Origin of the sequence: Vibrio sp. nBUS_14 (genome assembly GCF_051201655.1) — a bacterium.
Taxonomy (GTDB): domain Bacteria; phylum Pseudomonadota; class Gammaproteobacteria; order Enterobacterales; family Vibrionaceae; genus Vibrio.
On record NZ_CP179207.1, the window covers coordinates 1,518,597 to 1,541,584 of the forward strand.

The following is a 22,988-nucleotide window of genomic DNA, read 5'->3' on the forward strand; positions in this document are numbered from 1 at the left end:
ATATTCCCCCTCACTATTTCTACCTAAGACATCCCCTCAATGGCTCTCAAACCGACAATCTATAAGTTTCGTATCTCTCTAACCGATATGAATCGCGACTATTACGACTCTTTTAATCTAACGGTTGCACAACACCCTTCTGAAACAGAACAGCGCATGATGGCTCGAATTATGGCTTTCTGTATCAATGCATCACCTGAACTTGAGTTCACTAAAGGGTTGTCTAGCATTGAAGAACCCGATTTATGGCAGAAGTCGTTAGATGACCAGATCCTAGACTGGATTGATGTCGGCGAACCGGATCCAGAGCGCGTGAAAAAAGCGACTCGCTTATCTAAGTCTGTACGCGTGTTCAGTTTCAACACAAAGTCGAACGTGTGGTGGGAACAAAACAAAGGCAAGTTCGGTTATCTGAAGGCTCAAATTGTCCGTCTGGATAATGCTGGTATCGAACAACTCTCTGAAATGACACAGCGCACGATGGACCTTTCTGTAATGCTATCGGGTAACTCTGCTTTCATTAATAGCGACACGCAATCTGCAGAAGTCACTTGGGAAGAGCTACAGAGTAATGACTGAGATCCAAACTCAGACTGAATCTCAGCACCAAACTAAGCTCGAAGCTTGTTTGCAGCTCGCTGGTCTCGATTCAGTGAAAGCGCTTACGACAGGCTATGAAAAAGAGTTAAAGTCATTTACTGACGAAAACCACGCCCTCTTTAAGCATGCGAGTGAGAATAAGTCTGACAACTCAGAGCGACAAACCTTACTCGGGCTTTTAACAAAAGTGCATATCGATGTGAGCTATCGCTTTGAAAGCAATAAAGAAGCCAGCGAGGCGATGCAAGGCGTTTTCGATAGCACGGTAGGCAGTGAACACGGCGACAAATTTCAAAACTCCAACGCTCAGCAATTGAAGTTAGTGACGCATTTGTGGTTGTTCATTCAAGGACGACTAGGAATGGATTACAGCCTAGCCAATGATCATGCCGCTGCGACCGCGACGTTGTTGTCTCGCCTTTCGAGAAGTACTGATGACGAGATTCGAGTCGAGTTCATGGGTAGCTTTTATGATGGCTTGAACCTCTATCAAGCCGAGAACAAACCATCAGGCTTTGTTCATCGCTTTAAGCGTTTGTTTAATCTTACTTAGACACTCTGCCAGCTGCTGTACCCAAATTTGCGCTTTATAGATCCTATAGAGCGCATCTAATTTCCGTTCTAATCAAACAACCCTTCTCGAAAAAGCAGATTCCCTACTCGCTCATTCTTCACTCTAGGGAATGACAGCATTCACAGCCATTGCAGTTAACTTCACTACAAGTACAAAAAGCCCCGCACAAAGCGAGGCTTAGAATATTTTCAACGAACTTCAATTGACAGAGGCTAAATTGCGTTCATCCAATAATTCAGCGAATTAACGCAAGCCGTGTAAGAATTCATGGCGCGTTGCTGGGTTTGATCTAAAAATACCACCCAGTGCTGTTGTCGTCGTTTCACTGGTTGCGTCCATCACACCACGCGATTTTACACAGTAGTGAACCGCATCCATGGTTACAGCAACATCATCCGTTTCTAGTAGCGTTTGTAATGCAACAAGAATTTGCTGCGTCATGCGCTCTTGAACTTGTGGACGTTGAGCAAAGAAACGAACGATTCGGTTGATCTTCGAAAGACCAATGATCTTACCTTGCGGAATGTAAGCCACTGCAGTTTTACCATCAATGGTTACTAAGTGATGCTCACATGTGCTGGTTACGGTAATGTCTTTTACTCGTACCATCTCACGAACACCCATCTTGTTTTCGATCACGGTGATTTTAGGGAAATTGGCGTAATCCAAACCAGAGAAGATCTCATCCACATACATTTTCGCAATACGTTGTGGCGTTTCTTCCAGACTGTCATCTGCAAGATCAAGTTCAAGGAGAGTTAGAATCTCACGCATATGGTGTTCGATTCTTTCCTTTTTCTCTTCTCGGCTAACCTGATTAGGACGCATTGGTGTCTCTAATCCACGGCTTGCTAGCGCATCTTTAACCAACTTCGCTGATTCGCTAAAACCTGACATTGAACTTCCTCTTTTATTGCCCCTTCTGGATGGCAGACAAGGATACTCGGAATTTTGAATAAATACACCCATATTTTAAGGGAGGTCATTATTTACGGGGGTTAAACTATGCTAAAGTGACAGCAATTTCGTTGGCAAATAGTGTTAATTTGATCATTATTGAATCACTACTACCAACCACCAAATCAAAAATAATAACGACCAAAGGATTTCAATTATGGGCTGTTGCGACGCTCCGGGCTTAATGCCAATTGAAGAAGCACTAGATAAGCTGCTATCACCAATCAAACCAATCCAAACGACTTTGCCTCTGTCTCTTGCTGAAGCATTAGGTTACGTCCTTGCTGAAGATATTCTTTCCCCTATTTTCGTACCTCCTTTTAATAACTCAGCAATGGATGGCTATGCACTGCGCTTAGCAGACCTAGAGAACGGTAAAGTACTGCCATTGGTAGGCAAATCTTTTGCAGGCCAACCGTTCGAAGGTGAATGGCCAAGCAATACTTGTATTCGCATTATGACTGGCGCAAAAATACCTGAAGGTTGTGACGCTGTCATCATGCAAGAAAATACGGTCGAAACTGACGCTGGTATTGAGATTAAACAAGACGACATCAAGCTGAACAACAATATTCGCCCTACTGGTGATGACATCAAACAAGGTGATATCATTATTAGCCATGGTGAACGTTTAACACCTCGTGATATTCCAATGATTGCTTCATTGGGTGTGAGCCACGTGACAGTGTTACACAAGCCTAAAGTCGCGTTTTTCTCTACTGGCGATGAACTAAAACCACTAGGTCAACCGCTTGAAGATGGTCAAATCTACGATAGCAACCGTTACGGCATTAAGCCGTTAATTGAAGCTTTTGGTTGTGAAGCTATTGATTTAGGCATCATCCCTGATTGCCCTGCAACGCTTAAAGAAACCTTCGAGAAAGCACAGCAAATAGCAGACGTGGTTGTGACTTCTGGCGGCGTAAGTGTTGGCGAAGCTGATTACACCAAAGACATTCTTGAAGAACTGGGGCAAATCGGTTTTTGGAAACTGGCAATCAAACCGGGTAAACCATTCGCATTCGGTGAACTCGATAACGCATGGTTCTGCGGTCTACCGGGCAACCCTGTATCGGCGATGATGACCATGTACGTGTTGGTTCAACCTATGTTGGCTAAATTGGCGGGTCACACCGCGTGGACAGCTCCGAAGTCTATTCCAGCTATCACTAAGTCTGCATTCAAAAAAGGCCCAGGTCGTACTGATTACCAGCGTGGTATCTACTCGATTGAAAACGGTCAATTTGTTGTAGAAACAACTGGTAACCAAAGCTCAGGTGCTTTCCGCTCGATGAGTTTGGCAAACTGCTTTGTGGTGCTAGAACGTGAACGTGGTCGCGTAGAAGTGGGCGAAACGGTTCAGATCCAACTCTTTAACTCGACGCTTTACTAACGAGGCTTGCTGATGGAAATACTGTCTGACGCAGAAATGCTTCGTTATAACCGCCAAATCATCCTGAAACAATTTGATTTTGAAGGCCAAGAAGCGCTGAAACAGAGCTCAATTTTGGTTTTGGGTGCTGGCGGCCTTGGCTGTGCTTCTGCCCAATACCTTGCGACTGCGGGTATTGGTAAGCTCACGCTCATCGATGATGATATTGTCGAGCTTTCTAATTTGCAGCGCCAAGTACTTCATACCGATGCGGATATTGGTAAAAAGAAGGTGGTATCTGCAGCTGAGTCGCTACAGCTATTAAACCCTCACCTGACAGTTGAAACTATCGATTATCGACTTGATGACGAGGATCTTACGAAGTTGATTGAAGCGCACTCACTTGTTCTTGATGCCAGTGACAACGTGGAAACGCGCAATCAACTCAATCGCTTGTGCTACGCATCGAAAACACCACTTGTTTCTGGTGCTGCAATTCGTATGGAAGGTCAGATTAGTGTGTTCACTTATCAAGATAAAAATGCACCGTGTTATCAATGCTTAAGCGCTCTATTCGGCGATGCAGCCCTAAGTTGTGTTGAAGCAGGTGTAATGGCGCCAGTTGTTGGCATGGTGGGTGCAGCTCAAGCTTTAGAAGCGATTAAGGTGATTGCAAAATTCGGGCAACCACAACAAGGCAAGCTTTTAATTCTCGATGCCATGTCGCACAGCTGGCATGAGATGAACTTAATGAAGATGCCTAATTGTTCAGTGTGTGGATAGACTAAATCATAGCCCCCTCTAATCGACAACCGAAGCCTCGACTAAAAGTCAGGGCTTCTAGTGCTTAACATCCGTTTCTCAAATCGCTTTATCAATTTGAAATACTCTATGAGAGATTAGTTTTATTTGAGTTCTCATTTTGAGAAAACAATAAAAACCTGAACCAATTAAAATAAAAACACTAAAAATCAAAAACTTAAAAATGGCACGCGACTTGATAAGTATCTAGACCTTCCGTGACAAGGATGTAGATATGAGAATTACAACGTTAAGTTTGCTAATAAGTGCGCCATTGGTCGCCAACGCAGCGCCATTCGATACCTGCCCGAGTAAGGCATACCTTTTTCAATCAACCCCAGTGCAAGTTTGCGGAGTAAATCTAGTCACAGGTTCAACTACCCTATTAGAAGATGACACGGGAATGGACGCTAACATTAACGGTGTCGGTTTTGATTTCCAAGATCGTTATATTTATGGCTATGACACAACTAATAAACGCTTAGTTCGACTAGGTCAAGATTTCCAAGCGGAAGTGGTCAACACAAGCGGATTGCCAACTGACCACACTTTCTATGTAGGCGACGTCTACAATCATGTTTACTACCTGTATCGCACAGGAGAAGGGTTATTCACTGTTGACCTTTCTCCTTTAGATTCCGATCCAAATGCGACCGTGACGGTGAACAAAATTGCAGGTAGCCCAGCAACTGTAAAATTAACTGATTTTGCCTTCCATCCAAGTGATGGCTCTCTTTATGGTATCGACAATAACTCTGGCGGATTGTACCAATCCAACCCAACCACAGGAGCTGAAACCTACATCGGCGATACCGGTGAGTTAGGTACGTTCGGTGCTGGCTATTTTGATGTCAATGGCTACTACTACGTATCTCGAAACCAAGACGGTAAAATTTACCGAATCAACCTATCTCCCGACAACGCTGCTAATATCGCAGCAGGTATTGTTCCAGCCGATGAATTTGTACCGAATGGCCCAATTTCTGGTCAAAATGATGGTGCTCGTTGTGCTAATGCACCTGTTATTGATGAAGACTCAAACATCGACTTCGGTGATGCTCCAGACAGCTACATAACGTTACTGGCGAGCAATGGTCCTCGACATGAGCTTGATGGCATTACCTGGCTAGGTACTGACGCGCCAGATGCTGATCTAGATGGTTACGTTACCCCACAATCAGATGAGAACGTGGGTATTGATGACGAATGGGTTAACGGTGGTATCGGCTTTGTTACGGGACTAGAAGCCGGATTAGACTCAAAAGTGGTGATTGAAGCTTCAACAACTGGTTACCTTTCGGCTTGGATCGACTGGAACCAAGACGGCAGCTTCGATGGTGCTAACGAACAAGTATTTACCGACTACCAACTGGATGCGGGTGAAAACGATCTGTTCCTTAATGTCGATATCAACGCCCTTACGGGGACGACTTGGGCTCGCTTTAGATTCAGTCAACAAACCAAGCTGAGCTATTTTGGTGGTTCGACATCTGGTGAGGTGGTCGATATTCAAGTCGATGTTCTTAATGACGGTGCCACAGCCCGTTACTTCCCAAGTGCTTCTGGTTACGCAACTTTAGCCTATGAAGATAACTGGCCTTATAAAGCTGATTACGACATGAATGATGCTGTGATTATGTATCGCATCACAGAAATCCTAAAAGACGGAAAAGTGGTTAAATCCACCATCGACGGTCGCCTAGCTGCTGTTGGCGCAACCTATAGAAACGGTTTTGCTGTTCGACTTCCGAACCTAGACCCAAGTTTAGTGAGTAGTGGTAACTCTTACATGAAACACAACGGGGTATTCACAGACCTAGATCTTGAAGAAGGGCGTAGCGAAGCAATATTTGTCATTGCAAACGACTTAACCGAGAAAACCACTACCGCTTGTAACTTCTATCGTACCAGCAATGGCTGTAAAGAAGACGAACAGTTCTCCTTCCAGGTTGGTATTACCTTAGCGGGGGATGGTGTGAGTACTGCAAGTTGGACTGATATGCCTTACGACCCGTTCATCTTCGCGACTCCAGGGTACTATCACGGTGAAAACCTTCCGATGCATCCGGGACGTAGCTGGGAGGTACACCTACCAGACCAAGCACCGACCGAGGCCTTCGACACCGTAAACCTGTTTGACTCTGGAATCGGTGTTGATGATAGCGACCCAGCAACAGGTAAATATTTCAAGACAGCAGAAAACCACCCTTGGGCTCTCATTATCAATTCAACAGAAGAGTGGAAATGGCCGCAAGAGTACGTGGATATTGTAACTGCTTACCCAGAGTTTAAGCAGTATGCAGAATCAGGAGGTGAAAATAATCAAACTTGGTATACATCACCAGCAGACAACCAATGCTACGAGCCATAAGGAGAGACGTCATGAGTATCAAAGATATACATAATCGCGAACATCATAGCGTTGAGTTGAGAAGCAACCTCTCTAAGGAAGATAATATGTCTGCACAAAGCTCTTGGAACATGAAAAGAACAATGACCGTAGTTTTAGCTACAGCTTCACTCCTACTCGCAGGTTGTGGTGGGGGCGGAGGGGGCGGAGGTGGCGGTGGCACTGCTTCTCCTTCACCATCATCACCATCTCCAGTAGCCAGCGCTGTAGCTACGCCAACCTATACGATGAATGACTTGGTGGTACCTGATGGGTTTGACTACAGCTGTGTGGAGCAGTTTGATCTCTACATCGACATCAGCAGCATTTCGACAGACCGTTCTTTTGTGACCATTTATAGCCGCTTTAGCACAAGAGCCGACTCAACCTTGAAGCCGGACTACTCCAGTAAAGTAATTGCAGGCCCATTAGACAATGGAGTATTCGCGTCTAACTTTACAGCACCAGTAAATCACGACTCACTCTTGATAGAGATCTGGTTTTACGATGGTCAACCACCACTGCAACAAGTGGTATCAAGCAGTGATTCTCAGATCGTTTGGTAATCGACGGAGACAGTTTGGTAGTCAACAGATGCAAAACGGATTCTGTATCCATCCAAAGTGAACAGCAATGCTCACTTTTTGATCGCGCAAGAATTAGCCACTCAGACTTTCTGATTGATGACATTCACTTTACTGCCAATCTGACTTATCTTTTCAAGATAACCTTCAAAGACTTACTCTCATGAAACAGATAAAAATAGGTCTATTTATCTTAATGTGTGGTGTCGGTGTACTGTTGGCTCTCACCTACTTCCCTCTGACCTCAGAGACAAGGCAACGTATTCAAGCCAAAGTGATTTCTAATACTCTCACTCAATCCCTAGACGGGCATAGGCGCTACCTCACGGTTGAAACCCAAAACAACCAAATATTTCGCGTTTCCATTCCACCAACAACAGACTGCCCTCTTGATTCTGTGGTCGCGCTTGATACATTAAACAATCAAATAACCGGACAAAGCAGTTATCAGTTCATCCACTGCCGGACTGCACCTTAGTCGTCAATACAACGAGATAAATCGATATAACAACAAGAATGGACATAATAAGAATGACTCAGCCACTCATTTCACCGCAACAACTTCAACAACGTTTGCTAGAGGAAGACAACATTGTAATCCTAGACGCCAGTATCGAATTTCAGATTCCAAGTGAGTCAGAAAAGATCAAAGGACAAATGATTCCTGGTACGATTCGTTTTGATTACGACAAAGACTTTTGTAATAAGCACACCTTGCTTCCTCATATGTTCCCGACCGAAAAACACTTCAACACACGTGCACAAGAAATTGGCATCAACCAAGACAGCACCATTGTGGTTTACGATAATTCAGGAACCTTCGCTTCCCCTCGTGCGTGGTGGATGTTCATGGCAATGGGCCACAACAACGTTTACATCTTAGATGGTGGTTTACCTGCATGGATAGAAGCCGGCTACCCTACAGATACCGACTACAAAACAGCTGTGCAACTAGGTGACTTTGAAGGCAATATTCAAGACAACTACTTTATAAATGCTCAGCAAATCCAAAGCTACTCCGATGACAACAGTGCAAACATTCTGGATGCACGTTCACAAGCTCGTTTCGATTCAGAAGTACCTGAACCACGTGAAGGCTTGCGCAGCGGCCATATTCCGAACTCCATTTGCCTACCATTTGCACAAGTCCTAAATGCAGGTAAATTGAAGCCTCAAGAAGAGTTAGTCGACATTTTCTCGACCCTAAACTTAACCCTCTCACAACCGATGTTCTTTAGCTGTGGTTCTGGTGTGACGGCTTGTATCATCTTATTGGCCGCTAAGCTGGCTGGGTATTCAGGTGAAATGGGCATTTATGATGGTTCATGGACTGAATGGGGTGCTAACGAGCAATTACCTATCGCAGTGACCAAAAAATAATTCAACTTAGCTTAATGCTACTGTTAGAATTAACTACGCATGCATAAAGAACTTACTCGTAGTGATGACTTAACGTCTCACACAGTAAGCTTTTTGTTTTGCGGTATAGCGATTTACTGACCATAAACCGTGATTAATCTTGGGCAAATCGTTATCAATGTGGTGAATACTCAAGAATCTCTGCTCGTAGTCGTTACACTTTTTAATCACTGATACTTTCATCATTGATGTTTGTATCTTTCGTTGCATGAATCACGCTGACGACCTAATAGTTTGTCGCTTGCACTCTGTTAAAAGTAGTCACCAACAAAAGGCATCTCATGGCTCTATTTAAGAAATAGTATCTGATCTCTGTACGCTTTGATCGTGCTACTGACCGTGATACTTTTCGCCGTGTTAGGCGTAACCAAGTGGCAAGCCAACAGAGATGACTTCACCCAACAACAACATATCCGTACGTCAGTTTTCACATAAGTCGTTCTCAGAACACTTATTCGCAACGCTTGAGAAATATCAGTTCTCTCCAAGCTGCTTAACGCTAGAGATCACTGAAAGCTTGTTCATTGAAGAGGTGGCTATAGTGAAGCCACTGTTCGAAGCCCTCAAAGAAAACGATATTAAGATCTCTTTGGATGATTTCGGTACTGGTTATTCATCATTGAGTATGTTGAAGGCACTGCCTATCGACGAGCTAAAGATTGATAAGAGCTTCATTGAGAGTATTGCAGTCGATCAGCAATCGCTAACCATGGTTCAAAACATTATTGCTATCGGTAAGAACTTCGGAATGGTGGTGTTGGCAGAAGGTGTCGAATCAAATGAGCACTTCTCGATTCTGAAGACATGTGGATGTGATCTGATGCAAGGCTATTACTTCTCTCGCCCTATTCCATACGATGAGCTATGTGAATATCTGACACCGACTCCGATTGAGACAGAAGAGCTGCCCGAACCAAAGGTGTAGGTAGTTGGTTATTTTATCTAGTTATCAAATAACGCGATGAATCAAAAAAAGGGAGCCCAAACTGGCTCCCTTTGTTTATACACCGCTTAACATCGCGGCCCAAACAATAAAAATACAGACAACGACAACCAAGCCCATTAGGACTTAACAGTGATCACAACTCGTCGGTTACAACCTGTTTCCTTGTTGTCTTCAACCTTACAAATTGGCGCACTTTCACCATATGCATATTCAACAATGCGACTTCCTTGATGAAGATCTTTCTTCAAGTAGCTCGCTACTTGCCCTGCTCGGCGAGATGACAGGGCTTTGTTGTAGCCTTTACTGCCTAAACTATCTGCGTGACCCTCTATATAAATCTTAGACTTATCACTCACTAAGCTAAGGTACTGACCTAATACTTGCTTATGGCTTTCATCCAATTGATACACATTAATTGGATAATTAAGTACCAAGGATTGCGTCGCTTTATCATAGAAACACACATCATCTTGAGCTCCGACTTGAATCACTTCACTTTCTCTATTGATCACCTCATTTTGAGGTTTCTCATCAAGCTCAATCAGCTTTCCAGTCACTTGTGTCGTCACAGTATGAGAAGACACCAACGTTTTCGACGTGACGTACTCGCCGACATTGCCCAAGCAGTTCGCATAGCCCAATGGAGACATTAGCATCGTAGATAAAATCACTAGGTATCTCATGTTAATCCTTTAGTTTTCCGGTTTCTTCATTAATCAAATTCAAAATGTGCTTGTATACATCTTCACCATCTTTGGCGTGATAGATATTTTTCTTACCAAAGCAATCACCAAAGCCATCGGTTTCTAACACTCTATAATTAATACCAATGACGCCCATCGTGACTTTCGTTTTCTCAGGTTCAGTTGGCGCATTACTTTGGAAACGATTTCGTTTCGCTGAAATGGTTGAGCGCAGCTTTCTACATAACCCTTGGTCCACTAGTTTTTGTAAATAGCTCTTGACGCCATCCTGACCATCGGATAACACAATAAACACTTGTTCAGGGTTAAGGTTGGTCGCGTTATTGGCTTCTTGTGCCGCAGCAATGATTCCGTTCCAAGAAGAGGTTCCTCCACCAGCTTTCAACTGAGCACTCATTAACTGGGCTCGAAAATTATCATAATCCTCAGTCAGTGGAATATCGTAAAACTTGTAGTAATCATCAAAACCATTGTTTCGCTTATAAAGTCGCTCTACTTCGTATCGACTCATTCCATACGATGGTTCGATGATCTCCTTATACAAAGTTGGTTTATCAAACATTCGTCTAACCGTTGTCGCAGGAGAGTTCCGTGCGTAGTCATAAGTGTATCTCTTTCGCCATGAAGCACGATAACCATAAGCATTCAGTCTTACTATCTCATCAGATTGTTTAACATGGTGTCGGTTGTACCCGAGCAAAGCAACTCGACTCTTTTCTTCCGTATTAAACTCTTCAATGTCATCGACGACTCGTTTAATGGTCTCTTTCACGACATCGAGCTTCATTTTTCCGTTCTTCCATGGGTTAGTCATAGAACCACTAAAGTCACCGATAAAGTAGACATCAACAGGCTGAGGGAGATACTTGCGCGTAACGGCTCGCCCACTCACCGAAAACTCAGGCTTTAAGTTCATCTCTTCATACGCGATCCAAGACGTATATTTGGCAGTCGCACTTACCACAAAGTCACTAAACGGAGCAAGTTCACCGCTGGCTTGGACGCAGCCGTCTTTGTACTCACACTTACTAGTATATACAGCAACATCAACATCATCCGTGTTGTCAATAACGTATCTATCGACTAAATAGCGTGCATACTTTACGTTCTTTTCTTCGTCCTCTTTAGGGCTCGCGATAAGTGCTAAACTGGCGACCTCTGCGGCTTCTAATAACCTTGTATGCGCTAGCATCTGTTGAGACATCTGCATCGAAAATGCCATGAAAATAACCATCATAGGCAATAGACCAACAAACAAAATACCTGCGACACCTTGGTTTTTCTTTATCGACTTCACCTTAAACCCTCGCAAATGAATAAGATGTACTTACAAGCCGAAAAACCTCTCCGTTGGCGATCCCAATCAAATTAGTTGGGATTTCATAACAAAGAGACACCTGATACATGGGTAATCGGCGGCCTCGCGATGTGATAGGAAGTATTTCTATCGCTTTTTCTTTGGTGATATCGCCCATGTCTGGAAAGTCACATCCGTGTATGCTCCCTTTGGTCAGAGTCTTTTGAACCCTTCGATAATTCACTTTCCCTCCGGATAAAGCCGTTTCTTCAAGCCTTATCTCGTCGATACGCATCCCAAATTTGGTTTTGTCAAAGTTTGGAATCATTCGTTTCATCGAAGCAGAAGCAATCACAAATGCGTTGTGTTCTGTTTTTCGACAATCACCAGCACAAATATCCATATTGGCGTTAAATAACTGCTTCCGCTCTGCGAAAATCGTGGTCATTGAATATGTAGCTCTGTCCAATTGGCCTTTCTTGTTAATCGCTAGCATGTGGTTCACTAAAACTAAGAAAATGCCAGAAGCAAAGACAAGCACCATCGCCAGTTCAACCGCAAACGATCCTTTTTGTTTAACTTGCACAACCTGCCCCTTGACCAATTTTGAAAGAGCATCTTTCATACTCTTGGATCGTAATAACTTCGCGCTTTATCGGCATATTTGGGAACCAAATAGACACAATAGGATCGTAAGTGTATTCCAAAGCGTAAACTGCAAGTGCCATGTCTTCTGGTGCATCTTTCTTATCCGGACACTTATCTGCAGAGGCATAGGTGTCCGTGCATTTAAGAAAACCTTCGAAGTCTCGGAAATAGTTCACATGAATGATGACGCTACCTTCTTTAACGACGTTACTCCATAACGCTCCACCGGCTTTATTCAACTCGTCTTTAATCATTTGCCCATAGTTAATGGATTGACGACTACTCGAGTCACCCGCTTTTTTAGTTCGCATCACCGCCGTCGTTAATGCGTGATCAGTCATACTCATGGAGAAAGTCAGAATACAGATCTCAACCCACCCAAAAACAATAGCCAGAAAAATCGGAATCCCCATCGCGACTTCAACCGTCAATGACCCCTTTTGCTTGCGTTTAAACGACCTCATAGACGGACATACCTTTTCTTGGTGTAATCAACGACAAATGCTCCCTTGATATCAATGCTATTCAGAAACGCCTTGGCTTCATCCAGATCATTGAAATCACCTATGCAGTAACGCTTCCACAAACCATGTGTATACGAATAGACAGAGCCGTAGTTTGTTTTTAGATAGTTCAGAAAGTCCGAAGGAATCGCTGTGTAAGTCGCTAACACTTGCACTCGATAAATAGGTTTTGCATTGGGTTTCAGTCTTCTAGGGTCGAGTACAGAACCATCCACACTGTGTTTAGATGTTTGAAACCCTGCAGTCGAATCCAATTTGCTGACTCGCGATGTCGGTGCTACAAAACTCCCAGAGTGAACTTGGGTACCTATAAGCTGTTGTTCCATCTTTATCGTTGACTGTGTCATGGTCTTCTTCCCTTTACTTTTAGATATTGACCTCATTAATGCAGATAGCTGTTTGTGAGCTTGCTCATCACTATTCGAATGTTTCAGAACTTCCAATGCGATATCCGGTCTCTGGGACTTAACCGAAGAGAGAATTAAGTTAGAACTCACTCTCTGGTCATTCGGATTTGAAAGATAAAGGTCATATAAAATGTCCGTCGCACCCAAATAATCAGACTGCATTATTTTAACAACAGCGATATTGTTACTAGCCTCTCTGTCTGAAGCACCTTGTTTGCGACTTTCCTCGAAATGCTCAATTGCTTCAGAAAATCGTTTTTGCTGAGCTAGTATTTTTCCGGTTAGAAGTTGGTACTCATACTCAGCTCCGCCTTCATCTCTATACTTGTCTAACTCATCTAATGCGCGCTCAAAGTTCTTTTTCTGATAGTAAATTCGAGCACTGGTTAAAATATATTCTTGATCATCAAGGTCACTGTCACTGTAGGTATTCCTATATAGCTCAGCCGATTTAATATCTTTAAGGTCTAAATACAAGTTAACAAGTTTGACTTTATATACAGGGTCGGATTGTATATTTGCCTTATAAAACTCAATGAGCTTATGCGAATCCCCCGATCCAATAAGCAATTGCTCTTTAGTATCAAGTTGGTTATTAACCGTTGTACAACCAGAAACTAGAACCATAGTAATAACGACTAATACAAATTTTCTTATCACATCAACATCCTTAAAATACCTGGGGCCGCAATGAGGACAACAATCGGAACCATAATAAAAGCGATCAATGGAATAGACATTTTTGCCCCCATCTTTCCAATCCGTTCCTCCAAGTCCATCATATTAAGCTCTCGAATATCCGTCGCTAACGTAGCCAGTACAGGGCCAACAGATGACCCAAATTGAAGACTTTGCACCATGGTCATCACAAAACTTTGAGATTCGCTGGTAGGCACAAGGTCGTAAAACTCCTCTAATGCCTTTTCCAAACCAACAAGGCGTGAGCGTTCCACTGTGACTCTGACAACATGGGCAAGGTTACTGTCTACCGCGTGAAGTTCCTTGGCCAGGTACTCCAAACTGGACTCAATTGTCATGCCGGTGTGAACACACACATTCATTAAGTCGAGTAAAAAAGGTAACCTTGAACCGATGTGCTTAATATTGGCTTTCCCCCGAGCCGACACATAGGAATCTGGCGCGATGACAAATGCCAACAAAGCCCCCAGAAGATATAACAGAGCGAATATCACCTCTGTTTCTCCTTTATAAAAGTCGAAGCCGATTAATATTAAGCAAATACTAAAAGGGATTATTTTTAATAAATAGTAAGCATCAGCAAGGAATTCATTGTAAAAACCAGCTGCGACTAACTTCCGTTTAGTTTCATGCTTATTGAAACTAAGCCGAGACAAAAAAGCCTTAAATAAATCTGTTCGTTTCTTTTCTTCGCGTGTTGAACCAATTATTTTTCGAGTTTCTATATTTGCTCTCGTGTTATCCCAAAAACGCAAGCAATACGTTGCTAGAACCATAGAGATAATAAATATGACACTCCAAACAATAGCCGTTTCAAAATCCATCAATTTACACCTCGCAAAATCAGCCAGATGCAAAAGAAACCTAATAATTCACTCACTAAAACGTAATAAAAAATAGGTTGTCCCGCTTCCTCAAACATAACAAAGCTGTAGTTCTCAGGGCTTGTAAACTTCAAGATGATAAGAAAAATCACGGGTAAACAAGCAATAATTTTTGCCGAAGCACGCGCTTCAGAGGTTAATGCATTTTTCTTTTTCTCAACAGCTCGAGAATCAAACATAAGCCGGTTAATCTTATTGATGACATCTTTGAGCTGACCACCTCGAGCCAAGTTGATTCGTATCGTTGAGGCAAAGAAAAAGTACTCTAAGTAAGGAAACGTATTGCTACTGCGTTCAAGCACGTCATCAGGGTCTTCACCAATAAGCAAACGCTCAGCCATGAACTTGAACTCGTTGCCTACTTCATTATCAAGCTGCTTACCTACATACTCGAACGCATGAATGATACTTTGGCCTGAAGAAATGGCTCCGCTCAAGATATTCAAAGCATCCGGAAAGTTGGTTTTAAAGCGATCCATCTGCCGTTGCTTTAGCTTGTTGTAAAAAACGAAGAACAAAATAGGCTCAACAATAATCAAGCAAACAACGTAATCCTGACGTAAGAAAAACTCGTTAATGGCATAAACCGCTGATGCCGACACACTAATAAATAGAATCAGCTTCAAAGACATGTTGGGCTGGAAGACCTTTATTATCTTCTTGTAACTTTTCCTAAGCCTGGCCTTATAACTCTCTTCAAACTGCTGCGAATCGATAACCGAACGAACGCCTTTTACCCCTTCGAATTCAGCCTCCATTTCAATCAAACTACGTAGTTTTTTATTTTGGCGAAAGCGATGGATAAGGAAGTAAACTAACAAAGCACTCCATGACGCGATCAGGATTAAGGTCATGTAAAGATCTCCCTTACCGCTTGTTCTAAACCAAAGAATTTTGCGCGTTCATAAATGACAGAACGAGTGGATAAGCCGGGCGTTCGGAACTCTCCTTCCATCTTGCCATCTTTAAAATCAGAGCTCGCCTCGTAACGGAAAATATCTTCCATCACCACGCTATCTCCTTCCATGCCAATGATTTCCGAAATGTACATCACCTTACGGCTGCCATCATGAAGGCGCTTTACCTGGACAATCAAGTCTACTGCACTCACGATGGTTCTACGTATTGCAGATAACGGCAGGCTAGCGGTTGCCATCATCACCATACTTTCAGTACGAGCAATCGCGTCGCGTGGCGTATTAGCGTGTAATGTCGACATAGACCCATCATGGCCGGTATTCATCGCTTGAAGCATCTCGAACGCCTCTCCTCCACGACACTCCCCCACAATAATTCTGTCAGGACGCATACGAAGAGCGTTGATCACAAGGTCACGCGCGGTGATCTCTCCCGTTCCTTCAACGCTGGCTTGTCGAGTTTCAAGCCTAACGATGTGAGGCTTTTGAAGCTGTAGCTCAGCAGCATCTTCAATGGTAACAATACGTTCCGTTTCACCAATGAACCCAGACAACGCATTCAACAATGTCGTTTTGCCTGAACCCGTACCACCAGAGATCAATATATTGCATTTACAATGGCTCGCAATGGACAAAAGCTTAGCCATCTCAACTGACATAGCACCAAACTCTGCGAGGTTCTCAAGCTTAATTTTATGCTCTTTGAACTTACGAATAGAGATAGAAGTTCCATCGATTGCAAGTGGAGGTATCACGATGTTGACACGGCTGCCATCCATCAAACGTGCATCACAAAGCGGCTTAGATTCATCGATACGACGCCCCACATTTGAAGCGATTCGCTTAGCAATAGTGTTGAGCTGTTTCTCGTTCACAAATTGAATCGGAGACTGTTCAACTTTGCCATTGATTTCAATAAATATATCCGATGGTCCGTTGATCATAATATCCGATATATCATCGTTATCGACTAAGGCCTGAAGTGGCCCTAAGCCTTTCAACTCATCGAGTAATGCTTTGACTAAGTCGACACGTTTCAATGAGCTCACTTGCAACTGCTTCTTATCAATAAGAATATTGACCGAGTCTTTAAGCTGCTCTTCTAGCTCTTGATTACTGATTTCAACAAGTGTCGCTGCGTCCAACGCATCGAAGATTTCATCCCGAAGTTGGATGTAGATTTCTTTTAATTGATTCATTTTCTAAACAAACTGAAGCGTGATTTGGTTTTAATTTTCTTGCCTGTTAACGTGGCAACCATGCTCAAAACGGCGGTCGATGACTTAGACTTAAGCAACTCATTAATCCCCTGCTGAACCACTGTCTTTTCTAATGACGGCTCATACATAAAATCAATGCTATCTTTGGCTCTGATCCGCTCTTTCGCACTTGCAAGTGTCACCATGAAATCCTTCGCGGGCCTATTCAGGTTGAAAATAACCTGGTGTTCAGATTTGCCGATCTTCTTTTTCAACGAGTTATATGAACGCAATGAAGAGACCGAAGGTTCGCAAACAATAAAGATACGGTGATACTTATCTGATAACTCCTGATCGTGCATCTCCTCGTAGCAAGATAGTGGCGCTGAATCGATAATAAAGTTATATTGATCAATCAGTTGATTGGAAAGGTTGTACAACGTAGATGCATGATCAGAAAGACAAGCGACATTCTTCTCGAGAACCAAATAATCTAGCTTCTCTTTAACACCATGCACATAGGTTCTTGCTATCGCACTGTCGATATCGATCTGATTTAAATCAATGCTGTTGTGCTTGGCTTTCAAGCCTTTTACACCAATATAAATATCGCTGTTTAGCGCTCCGGAATCATGATCCACTAGCAGTGTCTTTAGCTTCGCTTGCTCTGCTAAGGAGTGCGCTAAAACGGAACTGATGCAAGACACACCGATTCCACCTTTGGTTCCTAAAACCAATATACGTTTGGCAACGCGCGTTTTTTTTACAGCACTTTCTCCCTCTTGCGTCGTTTTAATTGCCGCAAGTAGCGCATCAAGTTCTGGGTCCCATAACACATAAGTCGCACCTAAAGCATGCACTTGATTACGCAGCTTTATAGAGTCGACGTCGCATAGGACGAGAAAAGATATATTCACGTCTAAACGAACCGAAATCTCGGAGACTTGTTCAATAACATTAGAAGCACTTCGAAGATCGAGCACAACATGGTTAAGCTTGATGTTTGATTGATTCCAAATACCATCTAAATCAATATCAGTGACTTCAAACGGTTTTGGGAATCCTTCAATCGCATATAAATCATTGATCGATTCAGTTAAAGCGCTATCGTCTGAAACGATCAGATCGGTAGCCTCAACTGTCGACTTCATTTTCGAAGATGAATTACGAAACAAGATATCCAAGTCCATAGTTATTTCGCCTTCTTAATTGGGTTAACCAAGCTGATGTTTCGGTTATGCTCAACACTACAACCAAATTGATAATCTTCGCGTTGCGAGAACACCATCACTCCACAATCACTGCTTTTAATTCGGACATATAGGCCTATAATCAAGATATTTTTCTCTTGGTCATTATCAGCAAGCTCCACTTTATATCTGTCTTTCGCAATAGACTCTGATTTGAACCTGTCTCGCAGCTTAGCGACAAACTCACTCGCATCAGGCTTATACTTAACGTAGAAAGTTGCTTTCGGCTCTCTCGTATTTAGTTCTCGGATAAAGGCCACAGAGCGAGACATTGAATCCTCACCATTCACCATATCAAATTCAAAACGCTCTTCTAATTGCTCAATCACACTAGAGTTGGATGTATCAACGTGGGTGCAAGCAGAAGCAATCAAAGCGATTAAAGTAATAACGATCCATCTCATTAATTGAACCCTCCTTGGTTTATCGTATTTTCAAGCTCCGGCTCATCGAGATCTGAGAGGTCTATTCTTAGCAAACGTTCAAGATCACTTGTGCGTCTAAAACTTGGCAACTTGACTTGCTCTTGCTCAACGGGATCAACCAGATTGACGGTAGCAACTATGATCAATTCAGTTTTAGAGCGGTTTGTGGAAGTGTGACTAAATAGCGCACCTAAGATTGGGATATCACCCAAAATTGGAATCTTAGTTAACGATTCGCGCTCTTCTGATGTGAGTAGCCCTGCGAGCACAAAACTTTGACCGTCTTTCAAGTGAACCGTTGTTTGAGCTCGTCGAGTTCGCAAAGAAGGGACTGAGATTAGACCCGTCGTCGTTTTGTTCGACTCATCAATAGAGCTGACTTCAGGGATCAAGGTTAAGCGGATGTTTTCTGTGTCAGTAACCTTGGCTACCATGGCTAACTTAACGCCGTATTCTTTGTAGGAAATAGTAATGCCGTCTTCGTCTCGTACCGCAATTGGAATCTCACCACCAGCAAGGAAACTGGCTTGTTCACCCGAAATAACAGAAAGGTTGGGTTCTGCCAATACGCGACCGATTTTGTCATCACCACTTGCAGAGATAACAGAAACAATGTCTTGAGCCGTAAAATCAAGGAGCTTATTAACAAAAGTACTTGGCTCACCGCTGTCACTGTATGTCACACCCAGTTCGGTTAGAAAAGAACTCGAAACTTCTGCAACCGTCAGCTTTACATTTATCTGTTCAGTGGTGAGAACTTTTAAATTATTAATGACTTGGTCGTAGTTGTACTGCGCCGTGTACTCCAGCTCATCTAAAGCCTCACCGTCAGCATCCCTTAGTTCATAAGCAGCGCGGCGACGATCTTTCTTCAGCATTTCTCCGACGAGTCGATTAATCTTTTGCTTGATCGCTTCACTACCGACAATACCATCCAACACAACTTGGTCTCCAACATTGGAAACCACTACGTTTTCATCAGGAAATCGCGCGATTAGCGTCTGCTTTAGTAGCCTTAAGCTTTGATTCACCACCAATTCAGCATTGTAAATTTCGTTTCCACCTCGATCATAAACAATCACTGAAGTCGTGCCCTGGCCAACGCCATAAACCACAACCTTGTTTTCATCGATAATTTTGTAGTCAGCTATTTCTTGATTCGCAACAAATACCGTTGATATCTGTCGTTTCAAATTAATCGTTTTCGCCGCGCCTTGATCCAAGTTCATTAATTCTGATGCGAGTAATGGGCATGAAAGAATACCGCACAATAGCAAGGCTATATTTTTGTTCTTTAAAGTCATGCTATTCCTTACCACGTAATTCTCTAACACCGAACTGAGTTTCTAAAAGATCACTGCTGCGAATAGATAAATAGAGATTCTCGTTTTCAGATGGAATGATATTCACATCACCGATTTTTTGAGCCATGTCGAGTTTCAATACACTGCGCATATTTAATGCAATAACTAAACTGTATTTTTTGTCTTCGGCATCTTCTGAATCAGTATCTTCGCTGCCTTTTATTACCTGCAGCACGCGAGCTCCACTAATAATCACTCGGCTAACGAGATCACCGATATCACCATACCCGTTCTCAACTAGATTCGATTTTGAAGAAGTTGTGGAAACAAAGCTCACTTTGTCACCAGGAGTAAGCGTTGCGGTTTGTACCACTCCGATACCGGTAACTTCATAAAAATAAGGTAATTCACCGTCATTTAATGACAAATACATATAATCTCGGTCTCCAGGGTTGGAGATCATATCTTGTGTCAAGTATGTGCCTTCGGAGATGTCTTCTTTAAATAGAGCGCCAGGTTCAACAATAAGATCGTCTTCTAACGTGTAGTAGGAGCCATCTAAGTCAGATATATGGACAAATTTCTTGTCATAGAAATTAGGTGTTAACGGTTGGGAACGTTTAATCGCTTTCTGAGTAACTAAAATACTGACCTTTGGTTCTTCTTTTTGCTGTACTTCCTGTGGTTCTTCATCAGCTGAAATATAGTTAACATTGATATATATCAATGTAGAAAAGATAGAAAAAGCAACAAGAAGGAGAATGATAATTCTGTTCATATTAAGCCTAAAATAGGGGCCTAAGCCCCTTAATATATGATTCTTAGTGGCTAATTATTTGCCTGTAGTAGCTGTGGTCAAGTTGGTCGTCACCTTAGTCAACGCACCAGTGATAGCATCTTTAAGTGCATCAGTTTGAAACGCGGCAAGTACTAGAGCTGACATTACAACAGCAATAATTGCATATTCCACCGCAGTAACACCGCGAATATCATCTTCGAACTTCATTTTTAGTTCAGCTAGTTTTGCTAAAGTTTGGTAGTACATAGTAATCCTCTAAAAGTATATCGACCATTGGTCTTAATGTAATTGCGAGATGAAATTTACCGGATTAAAAAAATACATCCAATTAAGAGTTGTTATGATCGCATAAAATAAACTTATTACAGATCGCATAAATTTTTATTATGTTCCTATCAAAATTTAGAATGTGGTTTGTATTGATACAGATATATATCACCTATATCATATATTTATGAATATAGATTTATCAATTTATACCACTTTAATTTTTGTAAACTTTTTGATTCTAGTATCCGTGTGTTTTTTCGATGGAAAGTATAGAAAGATACCGAACAATCTCAGTAAGACTGCTTTAATATTTAGCATTTTAGTCGCGTTGTATAATGGTTATTTACTGACTTCGATTTCCATTGCTATTTTAAGCTTCTTTGTGTTTTTTATTCTTTGGTATGTAAAGGTTATAGGCGCTGGAGATGTGAAGTTAATCGGTGCGTTAATCATTGGAATACAACCCGACTTTGTAATAATAACACTGATTTTTATAGGTTTTTTTGGTGGTGTGTTAGTTTCTATTATGTACATAATAGGAAAAACAGTAGGTTTTTATGGTTACAAAAAAGGCATTCCTTACGGAATACCTATTGCTTTGAGTTGCTTTATTTTTAGCACAATATCAATATTATCAAACTGATTACATAACATTATAATTCAATGCCGGCGTTGAAATACTACTAATTTGAAATAGCTGTTGAATCTTATCTTTAATGCCTAATATCTCCAACTCTTGCGAAATCTCATCGCTACACCAGACATACATATTCACTTTTTGACGTAATGGTATTTTTTTACAATTGTGATGGCATATCGACCATTCAGGAAATATTAGAATCGTACCGTTGGTTTCTAGTTCATTTTTTAATAACTGACATGAACTTATTTTGATCCAACTGGTCGCATGTGAGGAATCAATATTATAGTCGTTAAGAAACTCCTGAACAGAAGACTTAAGCAAAGAACTGCAGTAAACAACTCTCTGTGGGTAACATTCGTGTGGATCAAGTGAATTAGAATGTGCTATCACATAATTTACGGTTTTTAACTGATACGATTTTCCATTCTCTTGTGAAATTCTATCCATCGTGAATATTAAGTCGTAGCGAGACGAGTCCAATAGAGAAGACTTAGTAAAACTGTTTATAGACAAGTCTATATTGTTCAACATTCTAAATTCATTGATTACCCGTTCAACCATATCGAAGCAAAAAGATTCAGCAATCGCTATATTGAATTGCTCTCGTAACTCCACTTTTTCTAGATCTTCAAACAATCTTTCGCACATAGACATTGTTTGATCTGCGTAATCGAGTAATACTTTTCCGTGTTTAGTCAGTAAAAACCCTTCTTTTCGATCAAAAATACTCGCCCCAATCGTATTCTCTATCTTTTTAATATGTTGAGAAACCGCAGGCTGTGTCATAAATAGAGACTGAGCTGCAGCTGTAAAACTTTTATGTTTGGCGACGTGTGAAAATGTTCTTAAATATTTGACGTCGATAGACCTGTTGACGTTTTTCATGGTGCAAACTACCCCGATGTTGCGTTATTTTATTAATTGTTCTTATTAAAAATCAGCGTAAAAGTAACAATAGTGTCATTCAGATACAAAAAACCATTATTTATATAGTCATAAATAATGCTTATATCCATCAAAATAAAAAATAACACCACGCCCCCCTCCCCCCGCAGCAGCAACTGATTCACAAATCCTTATGTTATTTAAAAAAAACATATTTCACTTGTCATTCGTGTTCTAAAGTCCTTACACAGCACATCATCCGAGCGAATGACAATTAGCGCAATTATAACCAAAAATTATACAAACTCCACCTTAACGGTAGGTAAAATCTTCGAAATTTATGTAAAACATCGATACTTACAAGGATAAAGTTCAAAAGCGACTCAAACCGAGCACTACTCGATTTTGAGAAAAACATCACACAAATTTGAAAAAAAACACCTTTGAGTATGGCTGCTGCTGTAGGAATGCAACAGATAACTTCATTTTTG

The 22,988-nt window shown here is 41.9% G+C and carries 24 protein-coding genes and 1 pseudogene; 10 read left to right on the forward strand and 15 right to left on the reverse strand.

Annotated features, from left to right (window positions below):
• The first annotated feature begins 39 nt into the window (after nt 1–39).
• Entirely contained in the window at nt 40–579 is a 540-nt protein-coding gene (locus ACMAZD_RS24615) for a YaeQ family protein (RefSeq protein ID WP_435249839.1), read from the forward strand.
• Nucleotides 572–1,153, forward strand: a complete 582-nt coding sequence (locus ACMAZD_RS24620) for a hypothetical protein (protein WP_435249840.1) — start codon at nt 572–574, stop codon at nt 1,151–1,153. The genes ACMAZD_RS24615 and ACMAZD_RS24620 overlap by 8 nt, the downstream gene beginning before the upstream one ends.
• Nucleotides 1,154–1,417: 264 nt before the next feature.
• Here the strand turns inward: ACMAZD_RS24620 and folE are convergent, their stop codons facing one another.
• Nucleotides 1,418–2,071 (reverse strand): GTP cyclohydrolase I FolE, encoded by a 654-nt coding sequence (gene folE, locus ACMAZD_RS24625; protein ID WP_435249841.1) that lies wholly within the window; start codon nt 2,069–2,071, stop codon nt 1,418–1,420.
• A 217-nt stretch (nt 2,072–2,288) separates the two neighbouring features.
• On the opposite strand from folE, the gene moeA reads away from it, so the two are divergent.
• From moeA to ACMAZD_RS24660, 7 genes and pseudogenes are all read left to right on the forward strand, one after another.
• Nucleotides 2,289–3,524, forward strand: coding sequence for a molybdopterin molybdotransferase MoeA (gene moeA / locus ACMAZD_RS24630; RefSeq protein ID WP_435249842.1), 1,236 nt, complete (start codon nt 2,289–2,291; stop codon nt 3,522–3,524).
• A 12-nt stretch (nt 3,525–3,536) separates the two neighbouring features.
• Nucleotides 3,537–4,286: a molybdopterin-synthase adenylyltransferase MoeB gene (moeB, locus tag ACMAZD_RS24635; RefSeq protein WP_435249843.1), complete on the forward strand. Its 750-nt coding sequence runs from the start codon at nt 3,537–3,539 to the stop codon at nt 4,284–4,286.
• 253 nt (nt 4,287–4,539) lie between these two features.
• Complete coding sequence (locus ACMAZD_RS24640) at nt 4,540–6,675, forward strand: LruC domain-containing protein (RefSeq protein ID WP_435249844.1); 2,136 nt, start codon at nt 4,540–4,542, stop codon at nt 6,673–6,675.
• A gap of 11 nt (nt 6,676–6,686) precedes the next feature.
• Nucleotides 6,687–7,259 (forward strand): hypothetical protein, encoded by a 573-nt coding sequence (locus tag ACMAZD_RS24645; protein ID WP_435249845.1) that lies wholly within the window; start codon nt 6,687–6,689, stop codon nt 7,257–7,259.
• A gap of 181 nt (nt 7,260–7,440) precedes the next feature.
• Nucleotides 7,441–7,755: a hypothetical protein gene (locus ACMAZD_RS24650; protein WP_435249846.1), complete on the forward strand. Its 315-nt coding sequence runs from the start codon at nt 7,441–7,443 to the stop codon at nt 7,753–7,755.
• Between the two features lie 53 nt (nt 7,756–7,808).
• Entirely contained in the window at nt 7,809–8,657 is an 849-nt protein-coding gene (locus ACMAZD_RS24655; RefSeq protein WP_435249847.1) for a sulfurtransferase, read from the forward strand.
• A gap of 445 nt (nt 8,658–9,102) precedes the next feature.
• Nucleotides 9,103–9,621 (forward strand): annotated as a pseudogene (locus tag ACMAZD_RS24660) (EAL domain-containing protein); the annotation flags it as partial.
• 137 nt (nt 9,622–9,758) lie between these two features.
• Here the strand turns inward: ACMAZD_RS24660 and ACMAZD_RS24665 are convergent.
• The 13 genes from ACMAZD_RS24665 to ACMAZD_RS24725 are packed head-to-tail and all read right to left on the reverse strand — an operon-like array spanning nt 9,759 to nt 20,945.
• Nucleotides 9,759–10,325 carry an OmpA family protein gene (locus tag ACMAZD_RS24665; RefSeq protein ID WP_435249848.1) on the reverse strand — a complete coding sequence of 189 codons (567 nt, stop codon included), beginning with the start codon at nt 10,323–10,325 and terminating at the stop codon, nt 9,759–9,761.
• Between the two features lies 1 nt (nt 10,326).
• Entirely contained in the window at nt 10,327–11,643 is a 1,317-nt protein-coding gene (locus ACMAZD_RS24670; protein WP_435249849.1) for a pilus assembly protein TadG, read from the reverse strand.
• Between the two features lies 1 nt (nt 11,644).
• Nucleotides 11,645–12,229: a tight adherence pilus pseudopilin TadF gene (gene tadF, locus ACMAZD_RS24675; RefSeq protein ID WP_435250545.1), complete on the reverse strand. Its 585-nt coding sequence runs from the start codon at nt 12,227–12,229 to the stop codon at nt 11,645–11,647.
• Complete coding sequence (locus tag ACMAZD_RS24680) at nt 12,219–12,755, reverse strand: TadE/TadG family type IV pilus assembly protein (protein ID WP_435249850.1); 537 nt, start codon at nt 12,753–12,755, stop codon at nt 12,219–12,221. The genes tadF and ACMAZD_RS24680 overlap by 11 nt, the downstream gene beginning before the upstream one ends.
• On the reverse strand, nt 12,752–13,882 hold the full coding sequence (locus tag ACMAZD_RS24685) for a tetratricopeptide repeat protein (RefSeq protein WP_435249851.1): 1,131 nt from the start codon (nt 13,880–13,882) through the stop codon (nt 12,752–12,754). Before ACMAZD_RS24685 ends, ACMAZD_RS24680 begins: the two co-directional genes overlap by 4 nt.
• Nucleotides 13,879–14,745, reverse strand: coding sequence for a type II secretion system F family protein (locus tag ACMAZD_RS24690; protein WP_435249852.1), 867 nt, complete (start codon nt 14,743–14,745; stop codon nt 13,879–13,881). The genes ACMAZD_RS24685 and ACMAZD_RS24690 overlap by 4 nt, the downstream gene beginning before the upstream one ends.
• Nucleotides 14,745–15,659, reverse strand: a complete 915-nt coding sequence (locus tag ACMAZD_RS24695; RefSeq protein ID WP_435249853.1) for a type II secretion system F family protein — start codon at nt 15,657–15,659, stop codon at nt 14,745–14,747. Before ACMAZD_RS24695 ends, ACMAZD_RS24690 begins: the two co-directional genes overlap by 1 nt.
• Nucleotides 15,656–16,921, reverse strand: a complete 1,266-nt coding sequence (locus tag ACMAZD_RS24700; RefSeq protein WP_435249854.1) for a CpaF family protein — start codon at nt 16,919–16,921, stop codon at nt 15,656–15,658. Before ACMAZD_RS24700 ends, ACMAZD_RS24695 begins: the two co-directional genes overlap by 4 nt.
• Nucleotides 16,918–18,111 (reverse strand): AAA family ATPase, encoded by a 1,194-nt coding sequence (locus ACMAZD_RS24705; protein ID WP_435249855.1) that lies wholly within the window; start codon nt 18,109–18,111, stop codon nt 16,918–16,920. Before ACMAZD_RS24705 ends, ACMAZD_RS24700 begins: the two co-directional genes overlap by 4 nt.
• Before the next feature lie 2 nt (nt 18,112–18,113).
• Complete coding sequence (locus tag ACMAZD_RS24710; RefSeq protein WP_435249856.1) at nt 18,114–18,575, reverse strand: ATPase; 462 nt, start codon at nt 18,573–18,575, stop codon at nt 18,114–18,116.
• Nucleotides 18,575–19,900, reverse strand: a complete 1,326-nt coding sequence (locus tag ACMAZD_RS24715; RefSeq protein ID WP_435249857.1) for a type II and III secretion system protein family protein — start codon at nt 19,898–19,900, stop codon at nt 18,575–18,577. Before ACMAZD_RS24715 ends, ACMAZD_RS24710 begins: the two co-directional genes overlap by 1 nt.
• Nucleotide 19,901: 1 nt before the next feature.
• Nucleotides 19,902–20,678, reverse strand: coding sequence for a pilus assembly protein CpaB (locus tag ACMAZD_RS24720; protein WP_435249858.1), 777 nt, complete (start codon nt 20,676–20,678; stop codon nt 19,902–19,904).
• 54 nt (nt 20,679–20,732) lie between these two features.
• On the reverse strand, nt 20,733–20,945 hold the full coding sequence (locus ACMAZD_RS24725) for a Flp family type IVb pilin (protein WP_435249859.1): 213 nt from the start codon (nt 20,943–20,945) through the stop codon (nt 20,733–20,735).
• A gap of 208 nt (nt 20,946–21,153) precedes the next feature.
• On the opposite strand from ACMAZD_RS24725, the gene ACMAZD_RS24730 reads away from it, so the two are divergent.
• Complete coding sequence (locus ACMAZD_RS24730; protein WP_435249860.1) at nt 21,154–21,612, forward strand: A24 family peptidase; 459 nt, start codon at nt 21,154–21,156, stop codon at nt 21,610–21,612.
• Here the strand turns inward: ACMAZD_RS24730 and ACMAZD_RS24735 are convergent, their stop codons facing one another.
• Complete coding sequence (locus tag ACMAZD_RS24735; RefSeq protein ID WP_435249861.1) at nt 21,613–22,497, reverse strand: LysR family transcriptional regulator; 885 nt, start codon at nt 22,495–22,497, stop codon at nt 21,613–21,615. It abuts the gene before it with no gap.
• Between the last annotated feature and the right edge of the window lie 491 nt (nt 22,498–22,988).

Bases quoted from the DNA above. Each gene is read 5' to 3' on its own strand.
- ACMAZD_RS24615 (WP_435249839.1), top strand. From the start codon at position 40: ATGGCTCTCAAACCGACAATCTATAAGTTTCGTATCTCTCTAACCGAT.
- ACMAZD_RS24620 (WP_435249840.1), top strand. From the start codon at position 572: ATGACTGAGATCCAAACTCAGACTGAATCTCAGCACCAAACTAAGCTC.
- folE (WP_435249841.1), bottom strand. From the start codon at position 2,071: ATGTCAGGTTTTAGCGAATCAGCGAAGTTGGTTAAAGATGCGCTAGCA.
- moeA (WP_435249842.1), top strand. From the start codon at position 2,289: ATGGGCTGTTGCGACGCTCCGGGCTTAATGCCAATTGAAGAAGCACTA.
- moeB (WP_435249843.1), top strand. From the start codon at position 3,537: ATGGAAATACTGTCTGACGCAGAAATGCTTCGTTATAACCGCCAAATC.
- ACMAZD_RS24640 (WP_435249844.1), top strand. From the start codon at position 4,540: ATGAGAATTACAACGTTAAGTTTGCTAATAAGTGCGCCATTGGTCGCC.
- ACMAZD_RS24645 (WP_435249845.1), top strand. From the start codon at position 6,687: ATGAGTATCAAAGATATACATAATCGCGAACATCATAGCGTTGAGTTG.
- ACMAZD_RS24650 (WP_435249846.1), top strand. From the start codon at position 7,441: ATGAAACAGATAAAAATAGGTCTATTTATCTTAATGTGTGGTGTCGGT.
- ACMAZD_RS24655 (WP_435249847.1), top strand. From the start codon at position 7,809: ATGACTCAGCCACTCATTTCACCGCAACAACTTCAACAACGTTTGCTA.
- ACMAZD_RS24665 (WP_435249848.1), bottom strand. From the start codon at position 10,325: ATGAGATACCTAGTGATTTTATCTACGATGCTAATGTCTCCATTGGGC.
- ACMAZD_RS24680 (WP_435249850.1), bottom strand. From the start codon at position 12,755: ATGAGGTCGTTTAAACGCAAGCAAAAGGGGTCATTGACGGTTGAAGTC.
- ACMAZD_RS24690 (WP_435249852.1), bottom strand. From the start codon at position 14,745: ATGGATTTTGAAACGGCTATTGTTTGGAGTGTCATATTTATTATCTCT.
- ACMAZD_RS24695 (WP_435249853.1), bottom strand. From the start codon at position 15,659: ATGACCTTAATCCTGATCGCGTCATGGAGTGCTTTGTTAGTTTACTTC.
- ACMAZD_RS24700 (WP_435249854.1), bottom strand. From the start codon at position 16,921: ATGAATCAATTAAAAGAAATCTACATCCAACTTCGGGATGAAATCTTC.
- ACMAZD_RS24705 (WP_435249855.1), bottom strand. From the start codon at position 18,111: ATGGACTTGGATATCTTGTTTCGTAATTCATCTTCGAAAATGAAGTCG.
- ACMAZD_RS24710 (WP_435249856.1), bottom strand. From the start codon at position 18,575: ATGAGATGGATCGTTATTACTTTAATCGCTTTGATTGCTTCTGCTTGC.
- ACMAZD_RS24715 (WP_435249857.1), bottom strand. From the start codon at position 19,900: ATGACTTTAAAGAACAAAAATATAGCCTTGCTATTGTGCGGTATTCTT.
- ACMAZD_RS24720 (WP_435249858.1), bottom strand. From the start codon at position 20,678: ATGAACAGAATTATCATTCTCCTTCTTGTTGCTTTTTCTATCTTTTCT.
- ACMAZD_RS24725 (WP_435249859.1), bottom strand. From the start codon at position 20,945: ATGTACTACCAAACTTTAGCAAAACTAGCTGAACTAAAAATGAAGTTC.
- ACMAZD_RS24730 (WP_435249860.1), top strand. From the start codon at position 21,154: ATGAATATAGATTTATCAATTTATACCACTTTAATTTTTGTAAACTTT.
- ACMAZD_RS24735 (WP_435249861.1), bottom strand. From the start codon at position 22,497: ATGAAAAACGTCAACAGGTCTATCGACGTCAAATATTTAAGAACATTT.